11 protein-coding genes are annotated in these 20604 nt (G+C 58.7%); 7 read left to right on the forward strand and 4 right to left on the reverse strand.

All coding sequences use genetic code 11. From position 1 onward, the window contains the following. Positions 1-105 precede the first annotated feature (105 nt). The 5 genes from cobG (at position 106) to ACIQU2_RS15725 (ending at position 12050) form a co-directional block, all read left to right on the forward strand. Positions 106-1413 (forward strand): precorrin-3B synthase, encoded by a 1308-nt coding sequence (cobG, locus tag ACIQU2_RS15705; RefSeq protein WP_403142307.1) that lies wholly within the window; start codon positions 106-108, stop codon positions 1411-1413. Continuing rightward, on the forward strand, positions 1406-2032 hold the full coding sequence (locus ACIQU2_RS15710; RefSeq protein WP_403142310.1) for a precorrin-8X methylmutase: 627 nt from the start codon (positions 1406-1408) through the stop codon (positions 2030-2032). The genes cobG and ACIQU2_RS15710 overlap by 8 nt, the downstream gene beginning before the upstream one ends. Then, positions 2032-2763, forward strand: coding sequence for a precorrin-2 C(20)-methyltransferase (locus ACIQU2_RS15715; protein ID WP_033053597.1), 732 nt, complete (start codon positions 2032-2034; stop codon positions 2761-2763). The genes ACIQU2_RS15710 and ACIQU2_RS15715 overlap by 1 nt, the downstream gene beginning before the upstream one ends. Continuing rightward, positions 2763-4466, forward strand: a complete 1704-nt coding sequence (gene cobJ / locus ACIQU2_RS15720; protein ID WP_403142311.1) for a precorrin-3B C(17)-methyltransferase — start codon at positions 2763-2765, stop codon at positions 4464-4466. The genes ACIQU2_RS15715 and cobJ overlap by 1 nt, the downstream gene beginning before the upstream one ends. A gap of 507 nt (positions 4467-4973) precedes the next feature. Continuing rightward, positions 4974-12050 (forward strand): TcdA/TcdB pore-forming domain-containing protein, encoded by a 7077-nt coding sequence (locus tag ACIQU2_RS15725; protein WP_403142314.1) that lies wholly within the window; start codon positions 4974-4976, stop codon positions 12048-12050. Positions 12051-12162: 112 nt separating this feature from the next. Here ACIQU2_RS15725 and ACIQU2_RS15730 read toward each other — a convergent pair whose 3' ends face one another. Beyond that, entirely contained in the window at positions 12163-12759 is a 597-nt protein-coding gene (locus ACIQU2_RS15730) for a MarC family protein (RefSeq protein WP_007937197.1), read from the reverse strand. A 258-nt stretch (positions 12760-13017) separates the two neighbouring features. Here ACIQU2_RS15730 and ACIQU2_RS15735 point away from each other — a divergent pair, with 258 nt between their 5' ends. After that, complete coding sequence (locus ACIQU2_RS15735) at positions 13018-13803, forward strand: hypothetical protein (RefSeq protein ID WP_347802854.1); 786 nt, start codon at positions 13018-13020, stop codon at positions 13801-13803. 61 nt (positions 13804-13864) lie between these two features. Then, on the forward strand, positions 13865-14563 hold the full coding sequence (locus ACIQU2_RS15740) for a hypothetical protein (protein WP_403142317.1): 699 nt from the start codon (positions 13865-13867) through the stop codon (positions 14561-14563). Between the two features lie 62 nt (positions 14564-14625). On the opposite strand, the gene ACIQU2_RS15745 is transcribed toward ACIQU2_RS15740, so the two are convergent. From ACIQU2_RS15745 to purH, 3 genes are all read right to left on the reverse strand, one after another. Then, positions 14626-17400 (reverse strand): response regulator, encoded by a 2775-nt coding sequence (locus ACIQU2_RS15745; RefSeq protein WP_347802856.1) that lies wholly within the window; start codon positions 17398-17400, stop codon positions 14626-14628. A 99-nt stretch (positions 17401-17499) separates the two neighbouring features. Further along, positions 17500-18795 (reverse strand): phosphoribosylamine--glycine ligase, encoded by a 1296-nt coding sequence (purD, locus tag ACIQU2_RS15750; RefSeq protein WP_201183679.1) that lies wholly within the window; start codon positions 18793-18795, stop codon positions 17500-17502. A gap of 153 nt (positions 18796-18948) precedes the next feature. Continuing rightward, positions 18949-20556, reverse strand: a complete 1608-nt coding sequence (purH, locus tag ACIQU2_RS15755; protein ID WP_403142322.1) for a bifunctional phosphoribosylaminoimidazolecarboxamide formyltransferase/IMP cyclohydrolase — start codon at positions 20554-20556, stop codon at positions 18949-18951. Between the last annotated feature and the right edge of the window lie 48 nt (positions 20557-20604).

Raw genomic sequence — 20604 nt, forward strand, 5'->3', positions numbered from 1 at the left:
TCCGACCGGCAGACTTTTCATGCGCTCGGGCAAAGCAGGCATAATGGCAGCCCTTCGCCCTTCACGTGCATCCAGTCAGCCGGTCACTCATTGAACGAACGCCCGATGTCCACCGCTTTACGCCCCTCGGCCTGTCCGGGGTTGCTGCGTATTGTCCAGGCGCTGGATGGCGGCATCTGTCGGATCAAACTCAACGGTGGTTCGATCACGGCCGATCAGGCCGGGGCGGTGGCCGATGCGGCCGAGCGCTTTGCCGGCGGTGTGATCGAGGCGACCAACCGCGCTAACCTGCAAATCCGCGGGGTCGGCAGTGAACATGACGCCTTGATCGATGGCCTGATGGCTGCCGGGTTGGGGCCAAGCACCGCCGCTGGCGACGATGTGCGCAATTTGATGCTCAGCCCCAGCGCCGGGATCGATCAGCAGAGGCTGTTCGACACGCGCCCGCTGGCCGAACAGATCCTCGTCACGCTGCAAAGCCATGAACGATTCCACGACCTCAGCGCCAAGTTTGCGGTGCAACTCGATGGCGGTGAAAGTTTGGCGATGCTCGAACACTCCCATGACCTGTGGTTGTCCGCCACTGAGCGAGGCGGCGAACTGGTTTTTGCATTTGGTCTGGCAGGTTGCCCTGTGGACTCGCCTGCGGGCGCGGTGTCACTGGAGCAGGGCCATGCGCTGGTGGTCGCGGTGCTTGAATTGTTTCTCGACCTGGCGCGTCCCGATCAGACACGTATGCGGCATTTGCTGGCTGAGTGCTCGCTCGACGAGTTTCTCGCTCGTCTGGCCGAACGTGTGCCGTTGATGCCCATCACGGGTTGGCAGCGCAAGGTAAGTCCGAGTGTCTTGCACATCGGCGCTCATCCACAGCGTGAGGCCGAGCGTGTGTATATCGGCGCCGTGCCGCCGCTGGGCCGCCTCAATCCCGCGATGCTCAGAGGCGTCGCACAACTGGCACGTGATCAGGGCGACGGCAGCCTGCGTTTCACACCTTGGCAAAGTCTGTTGTTACCCGGTGTCCATGTCGACGATGCGCCGCAAGTTATCCACAACCTTGAACAACTGGGCCTGCGTTGCTCGGCCGACGATGCCTTGGCGCATCTGATCGCCTGCACCGGCTCGACGGGTTGCGGGAAAGGCCTGGCCGACACCAAGGGCGATGCCCGACAACTGGCGGCGCTGCTGCAACGCCACGGCCAGACACTGAACGTGCACCTGTCCGGTTGCCCGCGTTCCTGTGCGGCCGCGCACAGTGCGCCGGTCACATTGCTGGCGGTTTCTCCCGGTCACTACGACCTCTATTTTCGCGATGCAGCGCAGCCGGGTTTCGGCGCGCTGCACGCACGCAACCTTACTATTGAAGCGGTCGCAGCCTTGCTCGACGCCCGCTCACGGAGCCCCCTTGATGCTTGATTACATCCGCGACGGTCAGGAGATCTATCGCAACTCCTTCGCGATCATTCGTGCCGAGGCTAACCTCGAGCGTATTCCGACCGACCTGGAAAAACTCGCGGTCCGTGTGATCCATGCTTGCGGCATGGTCGACGCCATCGAAGGCCTGCAATTTTCCGACGGCGCGGGCAAGGCCGGGCGTGATGCGCTGGCCGCCGGTGCGCCGATTCTGTGCGACGCGCGGATGGTCAGTGAAGGCGTGACCCGCACGCGTTTGCCAGCGAACAATGAGGTCATCTGCACCCTGCGCGATGACAGCGTTCCGGAACTGGCCCGTGAGTTGGGCAACACCCGTTCCGCTGCTGCGCTGGAACTGTGGCGCCCGCACCTGGGAGGCAGCGTGGTGGTGATCGGCAACGCGCCGACCGCACTGTTCTATCTGTTGGAGATGCTCGACGCTGGCGCGCCGAAACCGGCACTGATCCTCGGCTTCCCGGTAGGCTTCGTCGGCGCCGCCGAATCCAAGGCGATGCTTGCGGCAGACAGTCGCGGCGTGCCCTTCGTCATCATGCAAGGCCGGCTGGGCGGCAGCGCCATGGCCGCCGCCGCCGTCAATGCCCTTGCCACGGAGATCGAATGATGCAGCAACCTGGACGTTTGATCGGCCTGGGTGTCGGCCCCGGTGATCCGGAACTGATTACCGTCAAAGCCCTGCGCCTGCTGCGCGAATCGCCGGTGGTGGCGTACTTCGTCGCCAAGGGCAAAAAGGGCAACGCGTTCGGCATCATCGAGGCGCATTTGCAGGACGCGCAAACGCTGCTGCCGCTGGTGTATCCGGTGACCACCGAAGCGTTGCCGGCGCCGCTGTCATACGAGCAAGTGATCAGCGATTTCTACGATGCGGCCGGCGAAGAACTGGCCGCGCACCTGGACGCTGGCCGTGACGTGGCGGTGATCTGCGAGGGTGATCCGTTCTTCTACGGCTCCTACATGTACCTGCACGATCGACTGGCCGAGCGCTACGAAGCCGAAGTCGTGCCGGGCGTTTGCTCGATGCTCGGCGGCGCTTCGGTGCTGGGTGCGCCGCTGGTGTATCGCAATCAGAGTTTGTCAGTGCTGTCGGGCGTATTGCCTGCCGACGATCTCAAGCGTCGTCTGGCCGATGCCGATGCCGCCGTGATCATGAAGCTGGGGCGCAACTTTCCCAAGGTCCGTCAGGTGCTCGAAGAACTCGGGCTGGCGGAGCGTGCGTTGTACGTTGAGCGCGCGACCATGGCCAACCAGAAAATCGTCCCGCTGGATCAGGTCGAGCCGATGTCCTCGCCGTACTTCTCGCTGATCATTGTGCCCGGCGAAAGGTGGCAAGGCTGATGGCCCGTCCAGTTCCGGCGATTGTCATTCTGGGCAATGGCAGCCTCGCGACCGCGCGCAAGATTGCGCAGCTGTACCCTGGCGCATTGATCCATGGTCTGGCCGAACGGGTGGAGGGCGCGGACCGCGTCTATCACGAGTTCGGTGCCACCCTGCGTGAGTTCTATCAACAGGACACGCCGATCATCGCGTTGTGCGCTGCGGGTATCGTGATCCGAACGCTGGCCCCGCTTCTGCTGGAAAAAGGCGCCGAGCCGCCGGTGCTGGCCGTGGCCGAAGACGGCAGCGCCGTGGTGCCGCTGCTCGGCGGTCTCGGCGGGGTGAACGTCATGGCGCGAGAGATTGCTGCCGGTCTCGAGGTTGCTGCGGCGATCACCACCAGCGGTGAATTGCGCTTCGGCACCTGCCTGCTCAATCCACCCAGCGGTTACGCCCTCGGCGATCTGGAACTGGGCAAGCGCTTCGTCTCGGATTTGCTCGCTGGCCAAAGCGTACGCGTCGAAGGTGCTGCGCCGTGGCTGGCGCAAGCGCAGTTGCCGCAAGATCCTCACGCGCAGCTGTCGATCCATGTCGGCCATGCCGAGCGTGCGCCTGCGGCCAATGAATTGATGATCTACCCGCGCAATGTGCTGGTGGCGGTGAGCGCCGAGGTCGCGGATCTGCCAGGCGCCATTCGCTCAGCCTTGCATCAGGCGAACATCGCCGTGCAATCGCTGGCGTGCCTGTTGGCCAGCGATCTGGACATGGCCAGTGCGGCGTTACGCGAAGCAGCGCTTGAACTGGGCGTTGCGCTGCGTTTCACATCCGCTACCGGAGAGCTTCGCGAGCTGGCTCGTCACGCCGTGCCGAATGCGAGCGTCGTCTCGACTGACATCGGCATCACCATCGCGGTAGCCCGTCAGCCGCTAGACGTTGCGCAGATCGGCCGTGCACGCGGTCGTTTGGCGGTAATCGGTCTGGGCCCTGGCGCCGCCGAGCTGATGGTGCCAGCGGTCAAGGCCGAACTGGCCAGGGCCACCGACGTACTCGGCTACGAAACCTACGTGCGCATGGCCGGGCCGTTCCGCGACGATCAGGTGCTGCATTGCACCGATAACCGCGAAGAGATGCAGCGTGCCCGCCACGCTTTTGAACTGGCGGCGCAAGGCCGTTCGGTGATTGTGGTTTCGTCCGGTGACCCCGGTGTGTTCGCCATGGCGGCGGCGGTGCTTGAAGCGTTGCATGAGTCGAGCGAGCCGAGCTGGCACAGCGTTGATCTGGAGATCCTTCCAGGTGTTTCCGCGTCACTGGCGACGGCTGCTCAAGCAGGCGCGCCCTTGGGCCATGACTTCTGCGTGATGTCGCTGTCGGACAACCTCAAGCCTTGGGCGATCATCGAGAAGCGCCTGGACCTGGCCGCCGAAGCTGATCTGGCGTTGGCGTTCTACAACCCGATCTCCCGTGCGCGGCCGTGGCAACTGGGCCAGGCGCTGGAAATCGTCGGCCGGCATCGCACGCCGGAAACAGTGGTGGTGCTGGGTCGCGACATTGGCCGTCCTGGTCAGACGCTACGGGTTACCACGCTCGGCGAACTGACCCCCGACCAGGTCGACATGCGCACCATGGTGCTGATCGGTTCCTCCACCACCTGCGTGTTCCCTCGTGCCGAGGGTGGTGAGTGGGTGTATACGCCTCGTTGGTATGGCATCAAGCCTGCCTCCTGAACCTTGGCGGCCCCGCGTGGGCCGTTTGTCACTGAATAGACTCCCGCCTGCTGGTCGGCACTTTCGCCCTGGCGTTGATGCGTCATCTATTTCACCAATCGTTGTGGGGTTTATGACTCTCGCCACGAAGAATTAATACTGTTTTCTGTCGCTGCTTTCTTCCTTTATCCAGTGCTTTTTTTGCAGTCGAAAACTTCGGCGTTGCGATGAGTCACAACGCCGCCTGTTTGCTGATGGTCCCAACGATTTTGTTTGCCTAAGTGCGCTTATTTGAGTCGGCAATATAAGGTTTTTATTTTTTCAAATTTGATTGTAATGAAATTAATTGAATTTCTTCGGGTTTGAAGTGCCCGCTTTTACGATTTAGTTTTGTCTCCTGTGAAGTGGTTGCTTCACGTATTGATCTGGTCTCGTTCAAAAATACGGAATGTTTGACGTTGTCGTCGAGCGGTATTTGCGCGGCTGGCTGACAGAATTTAATTGCATATATTGAAGCTGGAGAGTGTCTTGTCTAATAGTCTTTTGGATGTTCCGTATGTCGGTGAATATGTAAAGTTCGCAAAACTCTTTAATCTTAAAGATCTTGAACAGGCGTTAATTTCGCACAAAGGTACCGACGAGTATGACGCCGTCTTCAGGTATTACTCAGGCTGCATAGACTTGCTCGGCTCGCCCAGGATGCTGGAGCCGCTGGGCCTGTTGAAGCAGGCTTTGGCATCTTTTGCCGGGCCTGCGGGGCCTGCCGGTCGACAACGACGAACGACTGAGTCGCTTCCTCCCGAGAGTACTGGCCCCGACGTAACTGACCTCTACGAACGGCTCGAAGGTTTCGAGGCTCGTTTGTCGAACGGTACGCAGCAGTTGCTAATTCCCAAAACAAACGTTCCTGACAATCTGCACTTCGTCTGGCTCGGCGGTGGTATGGGCGATATCCAGCGCGACTACATCAATATCTGGAAGCAGACACTGTCTGGGCAGGGTTACACCCTCAAACTCTGGTACGACAGCGATGCATTGCTGGCCTACGAAACCAATCGGATTATTGTCGAGTCAGCCAAGGCTGACGCCATGCTTAATGGCGGGCAGGCCAATAACACGGCTATTGAATTGGGCGACAAGTATGAAGAGCGGGTCATCGCGCTCAAGCAGCAGATGTTTGCGCACATTAATAAAGCGGTAGAACACGGTGAGAGCGCCGACGACGCCAGGATCGATCTGTTGGTTCGAGCCTATAGCCAAGATGAAGGACGGTTGAAGTTACTAAGGGAAAAGAACCGTCAGAGTCTGTTGTCGTTGGGCGAGGGCGCTATTGTTCTTCGCGATCTCGCCACCGAGGCGACACCGTTGTACTTGCAGGACATCTATGAGCGAGAAATCAGCTTGCGTGGCAACTTTGCTGCCGCCTCCGATATTGTCCGCGCCGAGGCGCTGTTCGGCGACGGTGGCAGTTATGCAGACGTGGATAACCTGCCTCCGCTGTTAGAAAACCTGGGCGGGGTGGATATTAGCCAGTTTGGCTCGGATGCACGCCTGGGGGTTTTGCAGTTGATACTTGACCACCGTCCTGAGTGGATGCCGGGGCGGCAGGTTATACGCAGCAGGTACACAAACTATTTCGAGCAAATTCCCCTGGAGCACCGTGAGGCGCTGGAGAATTTTGCCAAGAGCAGCCCTGATATCAGCAGTGTTTTCCGGCGCCCGGTAGAGCGCCAGGTGCGACCGGATGGACTGCGTGCCGTCGCCGAGCAAAGCACGTTGAGTAACGCGTTCATGATGGCTCATTCAGGGTCAGCGATGCTCAAGGCTGTTCTTGACCGTTTCAGGTTCAACTATGAGGTGGTGGATGCCACCGCCCGGTTAGCCATTGAAAGAAAGATCGCGCTTATCGATGCCCAGGCAGTCAGTGACGTTGCCGAGGAGCTGGTTGAGAAACGGTTCGGGCCCTTGCATGAACTGTCGATGGAGGAAGAAATAGCGGTCAGGTTTTTGGTTGAAGCTGCCGCTGCTTACTACAGCGACGGAATCCGTCCACAGAGTGAAGTGACCATTTATCTGACCGGGCCTGCTGCGATGCGCGATGGGCTGGCGGATTACGAGAAGATGCATTTCACCCCACGGGGCGCTGAAGCTTCGAGAGCTGAAGTCGCCATACCCGCCATCGCAACCGTCAACCGGGCGACCGAGGAGGAACTGGATCACTCTTGGAAGGAGAACGAGAGCGACACGGCTCAATGGCTGAATAGAGAAAAGCAGCGTTGGGAGGCCGGGAAGTTCAAAACCCGCTATGCCGGCGATGTCACACAGCTGCTCAAGTTCCAGAGTATTGATTTCGAAGAAGGCTGGCCGGTGATCGAAGGTCGTCATGTGTTGATCACCGATCTGTTGCAGCAACTGGCCGATGATCTCGGTGAACCGTTTCGCCAGGCAATGCGTCAGCGCCACAACGGCAACGTGACGTTTGAAAAGCCGTTGTCCCTGAGCTTCGATGACCGGCAAGCGATCATCGCTCAGGATGCCCGCATCCACCCCCCGACTCCCCCCTTGGACGCGGAAATACAAAACCTGTCGGTGGATGAACTGCTGAGCCGGGTCCCCAAAGACCCACTGCTCACCGTGAAACTAAACCCGCTGCAACGTCTGTTGCTGGGTGGGCTATTGGGGGTCAATATCCTGGATAACCGGCATTTTGATGCCGCCAGTGCAACGCTTGAAAACCTTGCCAATACGATGTCGGAGTTGGGGGTCATCCACCGTTACGGGGCCATTGAACGGGAGCTGTTCAAGCAAAGTCATCCGGCTTTCCTTGCCGGGTTGACGAGTGCTTCCAACCCGCCCGTGGCCTTGTCCGAAACCAGCGTCGAGCTCAAGAAGCAGGCACTCGAACGCCCGCTGACGCTGGTGGAATGGGGGCGTTTGGTCGCCAGAATTCAGCACGTGGCGAAGCTCGAATACCTCGACCGGATCAAAGAACGAATCGATGAGGTGCTGGAGAGCTTCGATCTCGACAGTTTCAAAACGGTGCCGCAGGACTTGTTGCTCGAAGGCGCGGGCGACCGGGTTGCCGGACGCTGTTACCCATTGGCGCTGGCCATGGCCGCAGCGCTCCACAAAGGCAACAATGCGGCAAACACTTTGAGAGAACGCTTTTACCTGGCCGTCATCGAGCCAGAGGCCGCGGACTCAAAGGCGTTTGTGAGCATGATCGAGGAGTTGCGTGACGCGCCGGTCAATGACATAGGCAAGCCATTGATGCGCTCTGATCTGGCTCAGGTCGTAGCGCTACTGGAAGCAAAAACGGCCAGCACGACCGTGATGCTCAATTCGGACAACCACTCGATGCTGGTGGCGAAAATCTTCGAAGGCGAGCACAGCATTTATCTGCTATACGACCCGAATTTTGGGATCTTCCAGGTTGTCACGTCGTTGGCGTTCAGTGACGCGTTGACGCGCTTTTTCCTGCGCAAAAAAATGGCCATGCATTACGCAGCCTTTGGCGATGCGCAACGGCCGACCTTTGATCTGATCGAGCTCGATGGTGCCAGACTGAACAAGATGGTGCTTGCCTCCGGCAGTGAGGTATCAAGCCTGTCCGAACCAGGTGCTTTACCTGAACAAGCGCTGCCCAGGGTTCGGCAACGGCTGGCCAGTGCCCGGGGGCAGTCGCTGGTCAACAACGCGGCGCTGGGCAGTTCATTGCTGGCATTGGACGCGCACTGGTGGGGCGGGCAGATCGCGCAGGCGACACGACAGTTGCAGGAGCAACACGGGCTGGCGTCGGATTCGGTTGCGTTGTTCGAGACACTGGAGATAACCCCAACAGGGGAATACAAAATCAGTCTCGTCAACACCGATGCCGGGCAGACCATTGAGCGTGTCACCACCAGCGATCACCGTTTCCTGAGAATTAAAAACTTCCTCTCCGAAACCTTCCATTCATTGGCCGCTCGCCCGCGTGCGCCGGTCAATCCGCTTGATCCGACGGACGCCGGCAGCGTTCATACGCTCAATGCCGGGTTCACCGTACAAGCCTTGATGAACGTACTGCGTCGTCACGAGAGTGCAGCGAACGGTGGTGACAAGGCCCTGACCACCGCCATTCGCCTGCATGCCTACGTGAACTATGCCCAGCTGGCCCATGGCAACGTGGTGGATTTGATTGGCGTTGTGAAACTGGTGCGTCAGGCACTGGACGATGAAAAGCTGATCGCCCGCACCAGCGCACCGTTGGTGCAAAAGGCCTTGGGGCATATCGCCAATGAAGGCGTCGGTACTGTGCTGGGGCTGGTGAATGTCGGGTTTGATATTTATCAGTTAAGTCACGCCACCAATGACATTGAAAAGGCGCAGTTCGGAACGCAGTTGGCCTTTGACTCCGCGAGTGTGGTGGTAGGCGCAGCTGGTCTGGGGGCAGCCCTGGCTGGCGCGGGTACGGTGGCCGCGGTGCTGGGGGGCGCCGGGGTGATTCTTGGCGGGCTGGCGGTGGGCGTTACGGCGCTGGCCGAAGGTTTTGCGACCATTGCGGAGGAAGCCAAGGAGGTCGCGCGGTTTTTTGATGGGCTGGAAAAGGCGTATTTACAAGGCGGCTATCACCTGGACAAGGCGGCGAATGCCTGGTTTGCGCATCCCTTGCTGGTATTCAGCGGAGTGGATTTGCGCGCATCCACCGTCCATTTCGACAGTCCGAAACTGTTCCCGCTGCGGGACCATTTCGGGGTTCCGGATTTCGATGTGGATTACAACCGCGCCGTCGATATTCGCCAGGGCCTTGAGTTGCCGGACTCGGCGCGTTTTTCACCACAGGCAGGGCAGACAATCGTTCTGCCCTGCAGACCCAAGACCTGGTTCGGCTACGAATACAAGTTGCTGCCGTTTGTCACGTTTCGTCATGCCGGCGGGTACGACACGGCACGTCGACTGGAGAAAAAGAACGAACAGGGGCAATGGCAGTTTCTGTTTTCGTTCTACTCGTTTCCCGGTGAGTACGTGGTCAACCGGCTGAACCCGGTCTACAAGCCAACGGTATTCAATGTTCGTCTCGATAACGTCGAGCGTTCACTGGCGGTACCTGCGCTGCCGAAGGTGTGGCACGGGCTGGTGTCCTACCGGGTAGAAGGCGCAGGGGCTCAATGTTCCCTGTTGCTCAATCCTGGAGTGAGCCTCGAACTCGTCGCGCCCGGTCACACGGCCATGCTCTGGGTGCTGCGGACTCCATGGCTGGAGGAGACAGACATCCGGATAGAAGCCGGGGGGCGCCTTGTCTCGGGGACGCTGGATGTGACGTTCAGTGGCGGTGGCGTTCACCATGTGTTGCTCAAGCTGTCGAAAAACAAAATCGTGCGTGTAGATCTTGCTGACCGGCGGCTGGAGGTTGTCGAAGAAGAGGCCGATCCGGCCCTCGGAGAACAAGCGTTGCTGGATCACTTCAAGACACTGACCCATGAACATCGCCTGGCCACGTCTTACACCCCCGTTCGCAACTTCGTGGTGCCGTTCGAAAAGCCGGACGAACCCAGGACGGTCGTCGCGTATTACGACTCGGCACAGGATCGTTTTCTGTACATCCGCGACCCGAATGTCCTGGTGTCCGATGAGGTGATATTGGGCGCGGTGTTGGAGGGTTCGGCTTACTTCTATCACCCCGAGAGTTTCAATGTCTGGCAGGTCGATGCGATCACCGGGACGCTGGTTCAGCACTATCGTTTGCTTTATAGAGATGGCCTGGCGATTGTCCGCTTCGAGGCTGTGACCAATGGCGGCATTCAGATCGTGCAGCAGCTCCCTGGAAAGGACGGTCAGCGCGATGAACTGACCTATGTGATCCATGATCGGGCCGTGTTGCTCAGCTCGATTACCCGCAGTCAGGATCCTGCACTGCAGGCTGTTTTGGAGGCTGACACGCTGACGGACTGGAAACAGGTACTGGGCGACTATGTGGTGCTGGCAGAGTCCGCCAATACAGTGAACTGGCGTCCCGGTGCACTGGTTTCGATTTGTTGGCAGATCAATGACAAGTGGCGGGATCTGGTCTGGGTGCGCAGCAGTGATGGGTTGATTATTCGTGCACCTGCCAGGCGTCACTATATGCGGGGATGGGCAGATTCGATCAAGGCCTTGAATGAGCTTCTGCTCATCGCTCCCGCCGGTGTCGAGGGCGAAGTGTTCGTTACCTACGACAGGCCTGGCCGAAGCCTCATGCGTCTGCAAAGATCGATGGTGGAGGGTCGCGCACACTGGTCGTCCAGCAACATCTCCCCCCCTGGGCTGAAAAATGTTGTCGCCGTTGGGCGGGACTATCTCGCCCTGACCGACTCTGGTCTGTTCTTTGACATTATGCCGGACGGGAATCTGAGACTCGGCGGGCTGACCGAGCACTGGTTCAAGGGCAAAACCCAGTGGTGGTCGGCGCTGGAAACGGTTGCGTTGCAATACCCGGTGCCGAGTTTTGCCATCCTGGGTTTGACCGGTTTCAAGGCCGGTTTGTGCGCCTGGTACTTGGGTGGTCGGCTGCTGCTCGCTGAAATGGGGCACGGCAAAGAAGTACGGTTGCTGAGTATGACTCCAGACAATCAGGCCACCTGGCTGTTTGATCTTTCAACCGGCAAGATTGTCCGTCAGGGTTTTATCGATCCAGACCACTTGAGCACGGCATTTGCCCAGGGAACGAAACTGTTACTGGCTGAGGCATTGCCAGCCCCGACGCAGGAATGGGCGAGCTGGACCTTTAGCGACGTAACAGTGGAAGGCTCTGGCCTGAGGGCAACGACGCTTGAAGGTGTGGAGGTGGATTTACAGCACAACGAACCGGTACGGATTACGGGCGTTGACAGCCATTGGGTCGCTGCACTGGAAGGTGAATTGAGTGAGGGCCTGGCGGCGCTGGCGAACGAACATCGATGCGCCGATTTTCTGTCCGTCAAAGACCCTGACTACCAACAATGGTTCGTGGTCCGGACCGGACGGTTGATCCGCATTCCGAAGACCGCTATTGCTGCGCAATTCACACTCGTCGGCACCCAGCATCAAACCAATGTGATGCTGCATGACCGCAGGGGTGGTTTTTTGCACACCTATCCGCAAAACAACAGGGTCGGGCCGCTCGACTATGTCCAGCGAAACGCCGAAGTACTGGTGGTCGAGGGGGCGAAAACGCGTACGGACCTGCTCCCGTTGATTGCCGATGATGTCAGCATCCTGGTGCTCAAACTGGGTCAAGGTTCAACGACCTGTCGGCTTACCAGAGCCGCGTGGTTGAAACTTGAATCGGTCATTGTCGATTGCCGCCATTCGCTCGACCACTCGCCCTCGGTTCCGGGAAAACTGATCTGGGATATCGTGGTTGCGGATCAGTTGTGGGCGAGCCGGGTCGATGAGCACTTGGTGATTGTGGATGCGGACAGCGGACACAGTTTGATCTTTCGCGACGTATTCTCGAGCGATGTCGTTTTGCAACGGAACGTATTTCTGACGATGAGCGGCTATCAGTCCTTCGCGGTGTCAACACTGGTGAGTGCCCTGGCCAGGAAGGGCAGTGTGTTACTCAAAGATATTTTGCCCACCGCAATAGTTGAAAAAATAGAAGGTTGAGTTCTGACAGCCACTGACACATTGCGCCTGTTCGATGTGTGAGTGGCTATCGGCTCTTTTTTTCTAAAGGACGAGGACAGGCAGCTTGCCGCGCTAATGACGAAGGTGGGTGTCACGGAACCAGATAGCCCTTCACCCCGGTAAAGATGATCTGCGCCGCCAACGCGCAGACGAACAACCCCATCAACCGGCTGACGATCTGCAAGCCCTGGTCACCGAGAATGCGCTCGATGCGGTTGGACAGATAAAGCACTACGCCGACGGTGAAACTGGCTAGGGCAATACTGAGAATGGCCGTGAGTTTGTCGTCCCAATGAGGCTGACTCACGCCCATCACCAGCAAGGCGCCGATGGTGCCGGGGCCGACCGTCAGGGGAATGGTCAGCGGGACGATGGTTACGTCCTGCTGCACGTTGTCGGTTTGCACCGCCGACTTGCCCTGTGCCATGCCCAGCGCCGAGATAAACAACACACTGCCGGCGCCGATGCGGAACGCGTCCACGGTGATGCCGAAGACACTGAAAATCACCCTCCCGAACAGGTACAGCAAGACGCTGGAGACCAGGGTGGCAGTCGCCACTTTCCAGGCCAGTCGACGTTGTTCCTTGCGCGAATAACCACGGGTCAGACTGATGAAGCAGGACAATACGAAGAACGGGCTGTAGAGCACCAGCATCTTCAGGTAAACGCTGAACAATACGTGGAGCATGGTTTCGACTCGCGGCATGAGAGGGTTGTAGCGGAGTCTATCAGTCGAATTAATCTTTGGGGCGGTGAACTGAGAAATCGCTCTATTTGTTTCGTGGTCTTGAAGTGTCAGTATTAAGTTTTAGGGGGGGGTGAAGTATTAGTTGTTTGATTGCTTACATTAATAATGTTACATGTTCTTGTTTGAGGTTTCTGTTCTGTTTGGATATTGTTTTCTCGCGGGTTCAAGAGGAACTCGTCTAATTAATAAGGATTGATAATGATTGTTCATAATATTGAAGAGTGTAAAATTGCTGAGTGTGTACGCCGTCTGGAAGGCTATGAAGTGGATAATGTTTCCGCCCTTCGTGTACGCAGTTTTTCGGCGCCTGTTATTGAAGCGCCTGCCAAAGGCTCCGTTGTCGGTGAAGGTATCTTGTCGTTCACCGGAAATCTGAGTGATCAAAACCGGGAAGATGTTCAGCATGCCTTTCTTTTTGCAACGCTGGTAGCGAACAAGAAATACCCATACGAGTATCAGGGTAAAGAATGGTATTACCTGTTTGTGCAAGTCTTGACCGATGCGGGCTGGCTACCGACCCAGAAGTATTACAACGACATGAACATCGGCGGCAACACCGTGCGGATGGATCAACTGGTGCTGGAAATTCTGGGTGGCGTCATTGCCGGTATCGCCGTGCCGGGCTCGACTTCCGCCTTGATGCTGAAGGTGGCAGGGGACGCCATCACCGCGCTGAAAAAACGTGAAACTGCCTTGACCCTTTATGAGCGCAACCTGCTGGAGCACGGCGTGGGCGGTATTGCTGCCGGCACGTGTACCGAAATCAATAATGAAGTCACCCTGGCGCTAGGCACTGTCCGTTTCATTCGCAAAAACACCGCAACGCAAGTGCTGTTCGCGGATTGGGATTCACGCGAAGTGAAACTGTATCGCGGCGATTCGGTCTTCAGGAAAGTCCCTGCATTGGTGGAACAGACCCGTGCGACTATTCTCACGAAATTGGGTTTGAACGCAAAAACCAAGATCGATAACTACGATATTTGATTCGCTGTGTTTAAAGGGCGGCCGTTTACACGGCGGCCCTTTTTTCAGTCAAGGAATGTTTATGGTACGTCAATGTACTTTAATGGCTGTTGGTAATGCAGTTGTTGCTGTCTCGAAAGTTGAAGGGCGTGAAATGTATGATGATCTCATTAACTCAACTCTGCTTGCGCAACTGGTGGCCAATAAAAAGATCGAGAACAAAACAGCGGATCAGTGGTATGACGCTTATGTGGGCGTGCTTGACGACTTCTGGATACGCAACTTGAAGTTTCGTCTGGATTTATCGCTTGAAAGTAATCCTGACGCCTCGCCGCTGGAGTGGGTAGTTGCCGCCATGCAGGGCAGCGGTGCGCAAGATCAGACTTTCGATAATTTTTTGCGGTACGCAGCCCGGATACCGCGCTCTGTACCCGCGATCAATGTTCTGTGTGACAACGCGCAGGAGTATTCCGGTGAAGAAGATGTGTCGCCTCGCCCACCCCTGAAGGCTGTGCGCTTGCTCGCGATCCTGGCGCAAAATCCGACGTCGTTCACGAGCGTGTATGTCGACTTTCAGACTCGGCAGGAGCTGACTCCGAACCCATGGTCGCAGCGCCTGAAGGTCGAAGAAATGCAAGGCCCCGTCTGTGTGCGTTACGCACGGGCCAATCTGTCCGAAACTCTTTACGCGTTCGCCCGCGAGACGCTTGCCCTGAAGATCAGGGATCGATTGCCTGACCACGTGACGACGCTGGTAAAAACTGCCGATATTGCTTTCTAGTGCCGCCCTCATCGCTCGATGCCTGATCAGGTCATGGCGCTAAGGCGGCTATACCCGCTTGCTCAAAACGTAGAGGCCGTGCGGTTCTGCTGATCGCGCTGCGCAACCCAATGCTCGATCAGGTCGCGCAGTTGCGACAGCTCGACCGGTTTGGCCATGTGCCCGTCCATACCGGCCTGGCGTGCACGTTCTTTGTGCTCGGCGAGGATGTGCGCGGTCAGTGCCACCACCGGCGTGCGAATCCGCTGATTACCGACTTCCCAGGCACGTAATTGCTGAGTCGCGGAGAAGCCGTCGAGGATCGGCATTTCGCAGTCCATCAGGACCAGGTCATACCGCTGGGCTTTCATCGCCTGCAAGGCTTCTTCGCCATTGCTGGCGGTATCCGGTTGCAGGTTGAGCTTGCCTAGCATGCCGCGAATCACCTTGGTCGAAATGCTGTTGTCTTCGGCCACCAGGATGCGGAAATCGCTTGGCACTTTCACCGGTAAAGTGGGGCCGATGGTCAGGTGCTGCGAGATGGAAAGGCCCTTGTTCCGCTGGTTCAGCTCATCGGCCAACGTCGTCTTGAGGGTATAGCCGGCCACCGGTTTGGCGAGGATGCGTTTGATCCCGGAGTTGCGCGCGATGATCTTGCTGGGCGCATTGCTGATGCCGGTGAGCATGATCAGCAGGATGTCGTGGTTCAGGCTCGGGTCTTCCTTGATCTTGGCGGCCAGTTGCATGCCGGTCATGCCAGGCATGTTCTGGTCCAGCAGGACCACGTCGAAGTAATCGCGCAAGTGAGCCTTGGTGCGCAGCAGCGCCAGCGCTTCCTTGCCGGAGGGTACGGCGCTGACATTCAGACCCCAGGCGCTGCACTGCTGCACCAGCACTTTGCGACACGTGTCGTTATCGTCCACCACCAATACCCGTGCACCCTGCAGTGGGCCATCAAGGTCAGACGTCGGGTGTTCGAGGCGGTCAGGGTCCAGCGGCAGGGTCAGCCACAAGGTGCTGCCCTGGTTGGCACCGCTCTTGATGCCGAACTCCCCTTGCATCAAGCGAATCAGCTGACGGGCGATCACCAGCCCCAGGTTGCCTCCCAAGCGGGTGGCCGAGAGGAAGTGCTTACTGTGCAGTTCGGCGTGCATCAATGCGTCGCGCTCTTCGGCGTCCATCGGCTCACCGCTGTCCTGCACGGCAATGCGCAAGCGCGGTTTGGCACTGCGCTCATCGAGCGCGACGACGATCAGGATTTCGCCTTCGTCGGTTTTCTTCAGGGCGTTTTCCAGCAGGCTCAGCAAGGTCTGACGCAGGCGCGTCGGGTCACCGCTGATGACGCGCGGCACTTGCGGCTGGATAAAGCTGATCAGCTCGACGTTCTGCTGTTCGGCCTTGGCGCGGAAGATGCTCAGGCAGTCTTCGATCAGCGCGTTGAGGTCGAACTGCACATCGTCCAGTTCGATCTGCCCGGATTCGAGCTTGGAGATGTCGAGAATCTCGTTGATCAGTGTCAGCAGTTCGTTGCCGGCACTGTGGATGGTCTGTACATAGTCGCGCTGCTTGACCGAGAGCGGCGTGCCCAGCAGCAGCTCGGTCATGCCCAGCACGCCATTCATCGGGGTGCGGATTTCGTGGCTGATTTTTGCCAGGAATTCGGCCTTGGCGTTGATCTCGGCGTTGCTGGCGGCCAGGTCGCGGCTGACGCTGAAACGGTCTTCGGTGATGCTGCGCTGACGTTCGCTCAAGGCAATGCTCATCAACAGGCCGCTGATACAGATGAACACCAGCAACGTGGTGATCAGGCCTTGAGGCTCCACCAGGGTCAGCCCCAGCAGGGCGGGCAGGATAATCAGCGTACCGGCGTTGAACACCACCATTGCCGCCACGAAAAGACGCGCCGGGCGATAGCCTTTTTGCCAGTGATAGGCGCTGACGAACAACATGGTCAGTCCCGCGAGGGCGACCAGCGCGTAGGTGATGATGTTCAGCGGCAGCGTGTTGACGAACAACAGCAGCAAGCCGCAGACACTGATGAACAGGATGTCGCCCAGCAGCAGCTTGTTCAGCGGGTGCGGGCCGAGCGGGGCGAAGAACCGGTAGGCGAACATAAGGCCGCAGGGTGCCGTCAGCAGCAGGGCGAGGTAAGCGCCCGGTGTCTGGACCGCATGCCAGTCCGGCAACCACGGGCCGGCCATGTTCAGCAGCAGGACCAGGCTGAGCATCAACAGCCCTTCGCAGCCCGCCAGCCAGAGACTGCTGCGTGAACGGGTGTAGGCATAACGAATGAGGTTGTGCAGGATCAGCATTGCGATACAGCCGAACAACAGTCCGTAGATCAGGGTCTGATTCTGATTGGCCGCGGTCATGACCGCCGACTGCAGGGTGATGTAAGGCCTCAACTGATGGTCGGAGACCAGTCGCAGGTAAACATCGAGAGGTTTTTCGTTTTGCGGCAGCGGCAACATGAAATCGCTGCTGGGCAGTGGCCGTTCAGCCTGGGGCTGGCCGGTGCCGGTGTTCAGTTGCTCGATCAGCGTGTCGCCGTCCAGCACATACAGATTGAGGTGCGACAGGTCGGGAGCGAACACCCGCAGCAACTGTTCATGCTTGCCGGGCGCGAGTCTGAAACGCAGCCATAACGCGCCATCGGGCTCGGCGGCGGTGAGGCGGTCGAGTTCAATGGGGCTGAATTGATTGGTGTAGCGAGCGGATCGGATGTCGCTGAGTTGCAGGTCGCCCTGTTCGTCGAGCAATACCGCCCAGCCACTGCCTTGCGCGGCCTGGGCCGGGAGCATGCAGAGCAAGGTCAGCAGAGTGACGGTGAATCCTATGGCAATCCTGAGCCAGCGCACGGCGAAATCCCTTCGTAGGTTGATGCCAGAATATAACTATGCGCGGCGCCGGAATAGTCCGGCAAGGGCCCGAAGCCCTTGCCTGGCCCAATGGCGTTCTTATTCCTGATTTTCGCCACGCTCGCGGGCAATGGCACGGTAGCCAATGTCCTTGCGATAGAAACAGCCTTCCCAGTCAATTTTGGCCGCCAGCTTGTAAGCCTGCTGTTGAGCGGCATCGACGCTGGCACCCATTGCCGTGGCGCAGAGTACCCGACCACCGGCCGTCACCACTTGACCGTCCTTGAGTGCAGTACCGGCGTGGAAGACTTTGCCTTCCAGTGCTGCAGCTGCATCGAGACCGTTGATGGCAACGCCTTTAGCGTAGTCACCAGGATAGCCGCCAGCCGCCAGCACGATGCCGACGCTCGGACGCGGATCCCATTGTGCTTCGACCTTGTCCAGGGCTTGCGCCAGCGCCGCTTCGACCAGTAACACCAGGCTCGACTGCAAACGCAGCATCACCGGTTGGGTCTCAGGGTCGCCGAAACGGCAGTTGAATTCGATGACTTTTGGGTTACCAGCCTTGTCGATCATCAGACCGGCGTACAGGAAACCCGTGTAAACGTTGCCTTCCTCGGCCATGCCCCGCACGGTCGGCCAGATCACCAAGTCCATGACGCGCTTGTGCACGTCAGCGGTCACGACCGGGGCAGGGGAGTAGGCACCCATGCCGCCTGTGTTCGGACCGGTATCGCCGTCGCCGACGCGTTTGTGGTCCTGGCTGGTGGCCATCGGCAATACGTTCTTGCCGTCGACCATGACGATGAAACTGGCTTCTTCGCCGTCCAGGAACTCTTCGATCACCACGCGCGAACCGGCATCGCCGAAGGCGTTACCCGCCAGCATGTCGCGTACGGCGTCTTCGGCTTCGGTCAACGTCATGGCAACGATCACGCCTTTACCGGCGGCCAGGCCATCGGCCTTGATCACGATCGGTGCGCCTTTTTCACGCAGATAAGCCAGGGCTGGCTCGATCTCGGTGAAGTTCTGGTAGTCGGCCGTCGGGATCTTGTGGCGCGCCAGGAAATCCTTGGTGAAGGCTTTCGAGCCTTCCAGCTGAGCAGCGCCAGCGGTCGGACCGAAGCAGTCCAGGCCACGGGAGCGGAACAGATCGACGACGCCGGCGACCAGTGGCACTTCCGGGCCGACGATGGTCAGGGAAACATTCTTCTCGGCGAAGTCTGCAAGCTGTTCGAGTGCCAGCACGTCGATAGCGACGTTCTCGCACTTGGCTTCAATGGCGGTGCCGGCGTTGCCCGGGGCAACGAAAACCTTCTGCACGCGCGGATCCTGAGCCACTTTCCAGGCCAGGGCGTGTTCACGGCCACCGCTGCCAATGATCAAAACATTCATTTCAAAAACCTCAAAAATCTGTAAAGGCGCTGCAATCCCTTGTAGGAGCTGTCGAGTGCAACGAGGCTGCGATCTTTTGATTTTGCTTTAGAAAACCAGATCAAAAGATCGCAGCCTCGTTGCACTCGACAGCTCCTACAGGGGCGCGGTGTATCAGTGACGGAAGTGGCGCATGCCAGTAAAGACCATCGCGATGCCAGCCTCGTCGGCTGCAGCAATCACTTCGTTATCACGCATCGAGCCGCCTGGCTGGATCACCGCGGTGATGCCGACCTTGGCCGCGTTGTCCAGGCCGTCGCGGAATGGGAAGAACGCGTCGGAGGCCATCACCGAGCCTGCCACCTGCAAACCAGCGTGTTCAGCCTTGATCGCAGCAATGCGCGCGGAGTTCACGCGGCTCATCTGGCCGGCGCCGACACCGATGGTCTGACGGTTCTTGGCGTAGACGATGGCGTTGGACTTAACGTATTTGGCTACTTTCCAGGCGAAGATCAGGTCGTGAATCTCTTGCTCGGTCGGGGCGCGTTTGGTCACGACTTTCAGGTCGTCGGCACCGATCATGCCGATGTCGCGGCTCTGTACCAGCAGGCCACCGTTGACGCGTTTGTAGTCCCACGCAGCAGCGCGATCAGCCGACCACTCGCCGCAGGCCAGCAGGCGCACGTTGGCTTTGGCAGCCACGATTGCGCGAGCTTCTTCGCTGACGGACGGGGCGATGATCACTTCGACGAACTGACGCTCGACGATGGCCTTGGCGGTCTCAGCATCCAGCTCACGGTTGAAGGCGATGATGCCGCCGAACGCCGATTCGGTGTCGGTGGCGTAAGCCAGTTCGTAGGCCTGACGGATACCGCCTTCAGCGTCCGGGCTGACGGCCACGCCGCACGGGTTGGCGTGCTTGACGATTACGCAGGCCGGTTTGACGAAGCTCTTCACGCATTCCAGCGCGGCGTCGGTGTCGGCCACGTTGTTGTACGACAGCTCTTTGCCTTGCAGTTGGGTCGCAGTGGCGATGCCAACTTCGGCAGGCTTGGTTTCAACGTAGAACGCCGCGCTCTGGTGCGGGTTCTCGCCGTAGCGCATTTCCTGAGCCTTGACGAACTGGCTGTTGAAAGTGCGCGGGAACTCGCTGCGACCTTCGGTGCTGAGGGTGTCCGCCGCCTGGTTCACGGTGCCCATGTAGTTGGCGATCATGCCGTCATAGGCTGCGGTGTGTTCGAAGGCCTTGAGCATCAGGTCGAAACGCTGAGCGTAGGTCAGGCCGCCGGCCTTGAGGCTTTCAAGGACGTTGGCGTAGTCGCTGGCATTCACCACGATGGCCACGTCTTTGTGGTTTTTTGCAGCCGAACGGACCATGGTCGGGCCGCCGATATCGATGTTCTCGATTGCGGTCGGCAGGTCGCAGCCTGGCTTGTTGATGGTGGCTTCGAACGGGTACAGGTTGACCGCGACCAGATCGATCGGCTTGATGCCGTGCTCGTTCATGATGGCGTCGTCGATACCGCGACGACCGAGGATCCCGCCGTGGATTTTCGGGTGCAGGGTTTTTACCCGGCCGTCCATCATTTCTGCGAAACCGGTGTAATCCGCGACTTCCACTGCGGCAACACCGTTGTCGCGCAGCAGCTTGAACGTTCCACCGGTGGAGAGGATCTCGACGCCCAGGGCTTCAAGCTCTTTGGCGAATTCGAGGATCCCGGTCTTGTCGGAAACGCTGATCAAGGCGCGGCGGATCGGCAGGCGGGTAGTCTGGTCGGTCATCTCAATTTCCATCAAAAGCAAAGGAGTCAGCAAAAAAGGCGACCGTTT

Source organism: Pseudomonas sp. NPDC098740 (genome assembly GCF_044760065.1).
Taxonomy (GTDB): domain Bacteria; phylum Pseudomonadota; class Gammaproteobacteria; order Pseudomonadales; family Pseudomonadaceae; genus Aquipseudomonas; species Aquipseudomonas rossensis.